The 9018-nt window shown below is 65.1% G+C and carries 9 protein-coding genes and 1 pseudogene; 4 read left to right on the top strand and 6 right to left on the bottom strand.

What is annotated here, in order from left to right; genetic code table 11:
- Positions 1–749 (bottom strand): annotated as a pseudogene (locus G3N59_RS22810) (hypothetical protein); the annotation flags it as partial.
- 23 nt (positions 750–772) lie between these two features.
- Here G3N59_RS22810 and argA point away from each other — a divergent pair.
- The 3 genes from argA to proP all read left to right on the top strand — a co-directional run bounded on the left by argA (position 773) and on the right by proP (position 4599).
- Entirely contained in the window at positions 773–2176 is a 1404-nt protein-coding gene (argA, locus tag G3N59_RS22805; RefSeq protein WP_205985030.1) for an amino-acid N-acetyltransferase, read from the top strand.
- Positions 2177–2220: 44 nt separating this feature from the next.
- Positions 2221–2496, top strand: coding sequence for an oxidative damage protection protein (locus tag G3N59_RS22800; protein WP_065060302.1), 276 nt, complete (start codon positions 2221–2223; stop codon positions 2494–2496).
- A gap of 639 nt (positions 2497–3135) precedes the next feature.
- On the top strand, positions 3136–4599 hold the full coding sequence (proP, locus tag G3N59_RS22795) for a glycine betaine/L-proline transporter ProP (protein WP_205985056.1): 1464 nt from the start codon (positions 3136–3138) through the stop codon (positions 4597–4599).
- Positions 4600–4684: 85 nt separating this feature from the next.
- Here the strand turns inward: proP and G3N59_RS22790 are convergent, their stop codons facing one another.
- The 5 genes from G3N59_RS22790 to G3N59_RS22770 all read right to left on the bottom strand — a co-directional run bounded on the left by G3N59_RS22790 (position 4685) and on the right by G3N59_RS22770 (position 8238).
- Complete coding sequence (locus G3N59_RS22790) at positions 4685–5164, bottom strand: metallophosphoesterase family protein (RefSeq protein ID WP_205985028.1); 480 nt, start codon at positions 5162–5164, stop codon at positions 4685–4687.
- A 49-nt stretch (positions 5165–5213) separates the two neighbouring features.
- Positions 5214–5537: a cupin domain-containing protein gene (locus G3N59_RS22785; RefSeq protein ID WP_205985026.1), complete on the bottom strand. Its 324-nt coding sequence runs from the start codon at positions 5535–5537 to the stop codon at positions 5214–5216.
- Positions 5534–6943, bottom strand: a complete 1410-nt coding sequence (locus G3N59_RS22780; protein WP_205985024.1) for an FAD-containing oxidoreductase — start codon at positions 6941–6943, stop codon at positions 5534–5536. The genes G3N59_RS22785 and G3N59_RS22780 overlap by 4 nt, the downstream gene beginning before the upstream one ends.
- Positions 6944–7235: 292 nt before the next feature.
- Entirely contained in the window at positions 7236–7445 is a 210-nt protein-coding gene (locus G3N59_RS22775) for a hypothetical protein (protein WP_027814986.1), read from the bottom strand.
- Between the two features lie 178 nt (positions 7446–7623).
- Positions 7624–8238: a glutathione S-transferase gene (locus G3N59_RS22770; RefSeq protein ID WP_205985022.1), complete on the bottom strand. Its 615-nt coding sequence runs from the start codon at positions 8236–8238 to the stop codon at positions 7624–7626.
- 472 nt (positions 8239–8710) lie between these two features.
- Here G3N59_RS22770 and G3N59_RS22765 point away from each other — a divergent pair, with 472 nt between their 5' ends.
- Positions 8711–8959: a hypothetical protein gene (locus G3N59_RS22765; RefSeq protein ID WP_205985014.1), complete on the top strand. Its 249-nt coding sequence runs from the start codon at positions 8711–8713 to the stop codon at positions 8957–8959.
- Positions 8960–9018: the final 59 nt, after the last annotated feature.

The raw sequence follows: 9018 nt of genomic DNA, 5'->3' as shown, positions 1-9018 counted from the left end.
CGGTGTTCGCGCTCCGGGCGTAGCGGACGTGGGGCCGGTTCGCGTGCGCCTTCGCCGCCAGCGCGCGGCGCGTGGCCGGATTTCGGCTTCGCGGGCTGTTGCGGATTGGGGCGCGCTTGAGTCGGTGCTTGATTCGGTGCTTGATTCGGCTGCGGCTTTGCCTGCTGCTGGGTTGCCTGCTGCTTCGGCTGCTGTTGCGCACGCGGCGGCGGATTGCGCGGCGGGTTCGCCTGCGCACCGGCATCGCGCGGCTCGCGGCGTTCCTGCGATGGCTTCGCTTCGCGCGGCACGGCGGTTTGCACGCGTTCAGTGCGTTCCTTGCGCTCGCTACGCTCATTACGCGCTTCGTGCGCACGCTGCTCGCCGCGCGCCTGCGGCGCGGGCTTCGCTTCATCGCGTTGAGCGGCGCGTGGTTCGGCTTTCGGCGCTTGCGGCTGGCGCGGAGTCTGGGCCGGTTGAGGCGTTTGCGTCGCTTGCGGCGTTTGCGTCGCCTTCGGCGCCTGAACCTGCTGCGGTTTCGGCTGCGCGGGCGCGGCGGCAGGCGTCGCGGCGCGCTTGTCCTGCACGCGCGCGCCACCGAGCACGCCGCCCTTCATCAGCGCGGCAAGCCGGTCCGACGACGCGAGATTCTGCCCATCGCCATACTTTTGCGACGCGCGCTTTTCCTGCGCGCCGCCGTGCGCCGTGTCTTTCCCGGCGGAGGTGTTGCTGCCCTGCGCCGAGGCAGGTCTTTTGGGTACATTCGACATGGGGGCGCATTATAATCCCGGGCATGAATTCCCAAACCGACCTCGTCCCCGCCACCGCGAATGCGCCGGCTTCCGCCGCCGCCGCGGAGTCCGCTGCTGAGCAAGCTGCACAGCAGGCCGCGCAGCACGCACAATTCGTCGACTGGATGCGATCGGTCGCGCCCTACATCCATGCATTTCAGGGCAAGACCTTCGTCGTCGGTTTCGGCGGAGAAGTGGTGCATCAAAATCTGCTCAACGCGCTCGTCGCCGACATCGCGCTGCTGCAGGCCATGGGCATCCAGATCGTGCTGGTGCACGGTTCGCGCCCGCAGGTCGAAGAACAGATGAGCCTGCACGGCGTCGAATCCGAGTTCTCGCACGGCATGCGCATCACCAATGCCCGCGCGCTCGAATCCGCCAAGGAAGCCGCTGGCGAAGTGCGTCTCGATATCGAAGCCGCCATCAGCCAGGGTCTGCCGAACACGCCGATGGCGCACGCGCACATCAGCGTCGTTTCCGGCAACTTCGTGACGGCGCGTCCGGTCGGTATTCTCGACGGCGTGGATTTCCAGCACACGGGCGTCGTGCGCAAGATCGACGCCGATTCGATCCGCCATTCGCTCGCCAGCCGCAAGCTCGTGCTGCTCTCGCCGCTCGGTTTCTCGCCCACGGGCGAAGCGTTCAATCTGTCGATGGAAGACGTGGCGTCGGCTGCGGCCATCGCGCTGCGCGCCGACAAGATCGTGTTCCTCACGGAAACGCAGGGTCTGATCGGCGAAGACAGCGAGCTGATCCGCGAAATGTCGCTCGACGACGCCTACAAGCTGCAGGAAAGCGGCACCGTGCTGGGCGACGCCGGTTTCTATCTGAAGCATTCGATTCGCGCCTGCCGTGGCGGCGTGGGCCGTGCGCACATCATCCCTTACGTGCTCGACGGCGGCCTGCTGCTCGAACTGTTCCTGCACGATGGCGTGGGCACCATGATCTCGTACGAGAACCTGGAAAGCCTGCGCGAAGCCACGCCCGACGACGTCGGCGGCATTCTTACGCTGATCGAGCCGCTCGAAACGGACGGCACGCTGGTGCGCCGCGGCCGTCACCAGATCGAGCGCGACATCGACCATTTCTCGGTGATCGAGCACGATGGCGTGCTGTTCGGCTGCGCGGCGCTGTATGCCTACTCGCAGGAGCGCATCGGTGAAATGGCGTGTCTGACCGTCTCGCCCGAAGCGCAAGGTTCCGGCGACGGCGAACGCCTGTTGCGCCGTATCGAGCAACGCGCCCGCGCACGCGGCCTCACGCGTATTTTCGTGCTCACCACGCGCACCGAACACTGGTTCCTCAAGCGCGGCTTCGTCAAGGCCACAGTCGACGACCTGCCCGAAGACCGCCGCCGCCTCTATAACTGGCAGCGCAAATCGCTCGTGCTGATGAAGCAGCTCTGAGCGGCGCAAGCCACCCCACACATACGACTTAGGAGAAGCACAGCATGGCCCGTATGATCCAATGCGCGAAGCTCGGCAAGGAAGCCGAAGGTCTCGATTTTCCGCCGCTGCCGGGCGAACTCGGCAAGCGCATCTATGAAAGCGTCTCGAAGGAAGCCTGGCAAGGCTGGCTCAAGCAGCAGACCATGCTGATCAACGAGAACCGCCTGAACATGGCCGATCCGCGCGCGCGCCAGTACCTGATGAAGCAGACCGAAAAGTACTTCTTCGGTGAAGGCGCCGATCAGGCATCGGGCTTCGTGCCGCCGACCCAGGGCTAAGCCCGCCGGACATCGCCCCGTTCGATCCGTCCCTGACTGGATCGCGGCCCGCGAAATCCCGCAAAAACCGCGCCTTCGAGCGCGGTTTTTTTATGCGCTTCACGCGAAAGATCGGCCGGGCGCCTGGCCCGCCCGAATCGCCGCAATCCCCCGTCCCATAAGGCCTCACGGCTGCCCGCCGGCACTGCGACAATGGGGCCGTTTGCACGATCTTCAGTTATCGTGCTATCATGTCGCTTCTTTCGACAGGCATTAGCCATCAATTGCATTCAGGTCGGCACCCAAAACCGCCTTCAGCCTGAGTGTTTTTATACAAGAAGAACGTTCCGCCACACGGACATTCTTTTTCGTTTCAGCGACGCTTCACCGGGCACCCTCGTGCTGGTCCAGCGTCACATGCGCCCTGCCCCCCAACAAGGCCACGCAGGCGCAACGCATACGCACAATTTGATCGAGTGTCGTTTCGCGACATTCAGCATGCCACTCGCGCACCGCCTGCACGCCAACGCCGCAGCCGGACCGGACGTTCCCATTTGCGGCGTTCCCGCGCGACCCGCAGCCATCATCGGCCGCTATCGCGAAACGGCACTCTCCGGCAACCGTGGCGAGCTCTTCTGGAGTTCGTCGCAGTCATTGGAGATGCAGACCTTGACCGCTTCCACTTCCGGCTCGTCGGCCCAATCCGACCTTACGCTCGACGACATTACGATCGTCGACAAAAGCCTCCTCAAACGCGCCGTCGGCGCCATGGCGCTCGGTAACGCCATGGAATGGTTCGACTTCGGCGTCTATAGCTACATCGCCGTCACGCTCGGCCAGGTGTTCTTCCCGTCGAGCAGCCCGTCGGCGCAGTTGATCGCTACCTTCGGCACCTTCGCGGCCGCCTTCCTCGTGCGCCCGATCGGCGGCATGGTGTTCGGCCCGCTCGGCGACCGCATCGGCCGCCAACGCGTGCTCGCGATGACGATGATCATGATGGCCTGCGGCACCTTCGCCATCGGCCTGATCCCGTCGTATCACTCGATCGGTATCGCCGCGCCCGTGCTGCTGCTGGTCGCGCGTCTCGTGCAGGGTTTCTCGACCGGCGGCGAGTACGGCGGCGCAGCCACCTTCATCGCCGAATTCGCCACCGACAAGCGCCGCGGTTTCATGGGCAGCTTCCTGGAGTGCGGCACGATGGTGGGCTACGTGTTCGGCGCAGGCACGGTCGCAGTGCTGACCGCCCTGCTCTCGCATCAGCAACTGCTCGACTGGGGCTGGCGCGTGCCGTTCATGATCGCCGGGCCGCTCGGCATCGTGGGTCTGTACATCCGCACGAAGCTCGAGGAAACGCCGACCTTCAAGCGTGAAGTCGAACTGCGCGAAGCCGAAGAAGTGTCGCGTCCCAAGCTCACGCTGCACTCGCTGCTCACGCAGCATCTGCGCCCCTTCCTGCTGTGCGTGGGCCTCGTGCTGATCTTCAACGTGACCGATTACATGGCGCTGTCGTATCTGCCAAGCTATCTGTCGGCGACGCTGCACTTCGACGAAACGCACGGTCTGTTCCTCGTGCTCGCCGTGATGGTGCTGATGGTGCCGATGACGATCGCCTTCGGCCGTCTGTCCGACGCCATCGGCCGCAAGCCGGTGATGCTCGCGGGCTGCGTGGGTCTGATCGTGCTGGCGATTCCGTCGCTTACGCTGATCCAGACGGGCGCTGTCCTGCCGGTGTTCTTCGGCCTGCTGATTCTGGGCACGCTGCTGTCGTGCTTCACGGGCGTGATGCCTTCGGCGCTGCCCGCGCTGTTCCCGACGGCGATCCGCTACGGCGCGCTGGCGATTGGCTTCAATGTGTCGGTTTCGCTGTTCGGCGGTACGACGCCGCTGGTCGCCGCCTGGCTGGTCGAGCACACGCAGAATCTGATGATGCCCGCGTACTACCTGATGGGCGCGGCCGTGGTCGGCATCGTCTCGGTGCTGGCGCTGCACGAAACAGCGCGCCGCCCGCTGCCGGGTTCGGCGCCGATCGTCAGCACCAAGGCCGAAGCCCATGCCGTCCTGCGCGGCGTGCGTCTCGCCCGCGAGATGGACGACGACTACGCCGCCATGCCTGCGCGCGTGTAAGCCGAACATTTCCGATCGGAAATCAATGAAAAGGCCAGCTTCGAGCTGGCTTTTTTGCGTCTGCGCTTATCGAAGCTTTGCGAATCTAGTCGATCAGCTGGGTGTGTTCGACCTGCAATGCGCCGTCGTTTCCGATCGTCAGCATCGCGGCGGTGATCGGCAACCGGAAGCGGCGCGGCCCCGCGCTGCCCGGATTCACATAGAGCACGCCGTCGCGCGTGTCCTGCGAGGGCTTGTGCGAGTGACCGCTCACGACCACGGCAATGCCCTGCGAGGCGGGATCGCCGCGCAGATCGGGCAACTCGTGGACGACCACGATCGCCACGCCGCCGATCTCCACGACCGTCTGCACCGGCAGCGCTTCGGCCCACGCGCCGCGGTCGTTGTTGCCGCGCACGGCGGTGAGCGGCGCAAGCGCACGAAGCTGATCGAGCACGGCGGCGTCGCAGATATCGCCCGCGTGGACGATCGCATCGCAGCCTTGCACAAAGGCCAGCAACTCGGGGCGCACGAGATTGTGCGTATCGGAAACAAGCGCGACGCGTAGCGGTTTTCGATGAGGCATGGGCTGGTCTGGATCGGCGGAAATAGGCGCACGTCACACGACGCGCTAATCACGCGCCGAAGTATACGGCGAGCCACACGGTTGGCGTCTGCGGGTCCGTCCACGCGACGCGATGCCGGCAATGCGCGCGAATGTGCACATGATCGCCGGGTGTCAGGCGCATGCGCCGGTCGTCGAATTCCAGTTCCGCCGCGCCGGACAGCAGCACCACCCACTCGTCGCGCGGATCGTCGTACCAGAAGCCCGCCGGGCTCGCCTGCCCGGTCGAGACGATCCGCTCGATCAGCACGCCATCCTGCGCAACGAGACGCTCGAACACTTCCTCGCGCGCATGGGCGTCGATCCCTTCGAACAGATTCGACGCGCCGCTCATACGAGCGGCCTCAAACCGTCGAGCAAGGTCGGCACGAGTTCGCTCACGGTCGGATGGACGTGCATCGCGAATTGCAGCGTCGTGCAAGGCGCGTCGGCCGTCATGGTGTCGATGAAAGTGTGGATCGCCTCGTCGCCTTCGATGCCGAAGATCATCGCGCCCAGGATGCGCTGCGTCTGCGCATCGACCAGCGCTTTCATGAAACCCGCCGTCTCGCCACGCTCGCGTGCGCGGCCGACGCGCGACATCGGCAAGGTGGCGATCAGCGCCGGCTTGCCGCTCGCGCGGACTTCGCGCTCGCTTGCGCCCACGCGCGCGAGCGGCGGGTCGACGAACACGGCGTAGGCGGGAATGCGCGTGTCGGCGCTGCGGTGCGCACCGTCCAGCAGATTCGCCGCGACGATCTGGTAATCGTCGTAAGAGGTATGCGTGAAGGCGCCGCGCCCGTTCACATCGCCGATCGCCCAGACGCCCGGCACACGCGTGCGCAACTGGCCATCGACGGGAATCAGGCCGTGCGTGTCGCACTCGATGCCCGCGGCTTCGAGGCCGAGATCGTCGGTATTGGGAATGCGACCGGTGGCGAATAGCAGATGCGAGACGTCGAGCGTTTCGCCGCCCAGCGCAATGCGGATGCCATGCGCGGGCGTCGGGCCCAGCGGCGCCACGCTATCCGGCGCGTTTCCGAAACGAAACTCCACGCCTTCGCTCACCAGCACGTCCTGCACGGCCTTCGCGACATCGTCGTCCTCGCGCGCGAGAATGCGCTCGCCGCGCACCAGCACCGTCACGCGGCTGCCGAACCGGCGGAATATCTGCGCGAACTCCAGCGCCACATAGCTGCCGCCGCAGATCGCCAGATGCGTGGGCAATTCGGTGAGCGAGAGGATCGTCGAATTGGTTTCGTACCAGATGCGTTCGAGCCCGGGCACCGCCGGCACCGCGGCGCGCGTACCGGTGTTGATGAAGATTTCGCTGGCTTCGAGCGTCTCGGTCTGCCCGCCTTCGGACATCACGCTCACCGTATTCGGCCCGGTAAAGCGCCCGTGTCCTTGCAGCACAGTGACGTTCTGCGCGTCGCGCAGCCAGCGCTCCACGCCATCGCGCGAGGCGCCGATGATGCGGTCCTTGCGCGCTTTCACGAAGGCGAGATCGACGCTCACTTCGCTGTGATGGCCACCCGGTCCGATGCTCACGCCGTAATCGCCCGCGTGGCGCGCCACATGGGCGGCACGCGCGCAGGCCACGTAAGCCTTGGTCGGCGTGCAACCGACATTCACACAGGTGCCGCCGAACGCCGCGCGCTCGATGACCGCCGTTTTGCGCCCGCTCGCGCCAAGCCGCACGGCCAGCGGCGGACCACTCTGCCCCGTGCCGATGACGATCGCATCGAATCGCTGTGCCATGCCGCCCTCCTTCGCGTGAGGAACACCCAGCGCGCACGTCGCATGCCGCGCGCACCGGAACACGTTCGCGTCATGGTACGCCGGGGGCGTCGCGCGCCGCGCGAGCGCGTCCGTGAAGCCTTTATGCCGGGAAAACGGCAAAAAAAGAGCCACCCCGGATCATGGGGTGGCTTACAGGGTGACAGCACAACAGCAAACGGGCGATGCCGCTGCGCGTCGGGGGGGAAGCGTTGCTTCAGGCGATCTTTGCGTCAGGCGTAGCGCTCGGGAAAGACAGTCGAACAAGGGCCGGTCAGTGCACGCTTTCGCCAGGCGCTGCACAGCCGTGGCTCGCGCACCAGAGATCGCGCGAGCGCTGGAAAGCGGCACGCGCGCCGCGCGTCGCAACCAGCAGCCCGATCTGGCCCATGTTGAAGTCGAGCGACACCATCAGCTGCATCAGGTCCACCATCGGCAGGACCAGCGCTGGCTGATAAAGTTGTCGTTCGATAAAGTCTTTCATGACGGCTCCCGCTACACCCGCTACGCCTTCGTGACGCAGCGGTATTGACATGGGAGCATTCTAGGAATGTAGCGTCCGCCGATAAATGGGCCGAGCGCGAAGTCACTTGTCGTCAAACTCGAACAATCGTTGTTCGAGCGGCGCAGCAAGGCTCGGACGGCCAACGCCGCCCGTCGCATCAAGCCAGCGGCGTCGCGACAAACGCCGGCAAGGCCTCCGCCCGCAAGGACAGCGCCGCCACAGCCGGATATCGTGCCAGATCGACCGCATCCGGCAACACGAACTGCGTGAACCGCCACGCCACCGCCGCCGTGATATCGGCCTGCGTGATCCGGCCGCCGCACAGCCAGCCTTCGCGCCCCGCCAGCAGTTTGTCGAGCACCGCCCACGCCGCGTGCATCTGCGCGTTCACGCGCGCGAACCAGGGCTCGTGCTGCCGCTCCTCGGGCCGCAGGCGGCGCTCGTAGACCTGCTGCACGGTCTTCTCCATGGCCGCCAGCGCGAAGCCGTTCACGCGCAGCGCAAAGGTGCGCTCCTGCGTTTCCTCCGGCAGAAGGCGGCGCGCAGCGGGCACTTTATGGTCGAGGTAATCGAGGATCAGCGTGGAGTCGATCAGCACGGTGCCATCATCGTCGACGAACGTGGGCGCCTTGACGACCGGATTGATCTGCGCGAATTCATCGTACTGGCCGAACACCGAGAGGCTGCGATGCTCGAACGGCATCTCCAGCACGTGAAGCGCGATTGCGACACGTCGCACGTAGGGGGAATCCATCATGCCAATCAACTGCATGACTCACCTCGCATGAAAAAGAGGACCGGACCGTCGATGGTGCAACATCGGCGCCCGCATTTCAAGATTCGCCAGGCGATCCTCACGATCGTTTCCGACGCGATGATTGCCGCCATAAGCGCGCGCGAAACTGATCCTCGTCAAACCGCGATATCGTCGCGAATGTGGCCGGGGCGATCTGCCACGCACGATTATTTTTGTCCGGGATTACATTGGTTAGCAGACAAGCGGAGTGACGCAATGCGCCATTGCTGCGTTGCAATGCCTGTCTCGTTTTAATGGCTTCCGGCCGGCTGCCTTACTGCGCAAGGCAAAGCGGATCGACCCCGATAACAGCAGGATGCCGAAGCATCTTTACGCTGGAATTCAAGGTGTTTTTCCGCGCCGCATGTGCTGCACCGCATCGCCGGGAAACTCCTGGATTCATCGGCGCAAAGCCTGAGCTAGTCTGAACGCACAAGGAGACGAAATCATGAGACAGGTATTCAACATTGGCATCGTCATCATCCTCGCACTCCTCGTCGGGAACCGCGTGCTGACTCGTGTGCAGGCGCACGAGGGCGGCTCGGTATCCTGCGCGAAGGGCTCCGAACTGGTTCGGCTGGAGGCGCTGGCGCGCGGCTTCAGCACGCTCGGCGCGCGTAGCCAGGGCGAGAACTTCATGTCCTCGTGCCTCGTGTCCGGTCAGGCGCAGGTCGGCAAGGTCGTCGCACACGACTGAATCCGGCTCGGCTGAACGCTGGCTGAGTGCCGATAGCAGGCTCCGCGCGCATCGTCCTG

Source organism: Paraburkholderia sp. Ac-20340 (genome assembly GCF_017104965.1).
Classification (GTDB): domain Bacteria; phylum Pseudomonadota; class Gammaproteobacteria; order Burkholderiales; family Burkholderiaceae; genus Paraburkholderia.
This window is presented reverse-complemented; position numbering and strand designations above follow the sequence as displayed.

Coding starts and splice junctions, on each gene's coding strand:
- G3N59_RS22775 (WP_027814986.1), bottom strand. CDS start 7,445: ATGAAAGACTTTATCGAACGACAACTTTATCAGCCAGCGCTGGTCCTG.
- G3N59_RS22785 (WP_205985026.1), bottom strand. CDS start 5,537: ATGAGCGGCGCGTCGAATCTGTTCGAAGGGATCGACGCCCATGCGCGC.
- G3N59_RS22800 (WP_065060302.1), top strand. CDS start 2,221: ATGGCCCGTATGATCCAATGCGCGAAGCTCGGCAAGGAAGCCGAAGGT.
- G3N59_RS22765 (WP_205985014.1), top strand. CDS start 8,711: ATGAGACAGGTATTCAACATTGGCATCGTCATCATCCTCGCACTCCTC.
- argA (WP_205985030.1), top strand. CDS start 773: ATGAATTCCCAAACCGACCTCGTCCCCGCCACCGCGAATGCGCCGGCT.
- G3N59_RS22780 (WP_205985024.1), bottom strand. CDS start 6,943: ATGGCACAGCGATTCGATGCGATCGTCATCGGCACGGGGCAGAGTGGT.
- G3N59_RS22770 (WP_205985022.1), bottom strand. CDS start 8,238: ATGCAGTTGATTGGCATGATGGATTCCCCCTACGTGCGACGTGTCGCA.
- G3N59_RS22790 (WP_205985028.1), bottom strand. CDS start 5,164: ATGCCTCATCGAAAACCGCTACGCGTCGCGCTTGTTTCCGATACGCAC.
- proP (WP_205985056.1), top strand. CDS start 3,136: ATGCAGACCTTGACCGCTTCCACTTCCGGCTCGTCGGCCCAATCCGAC.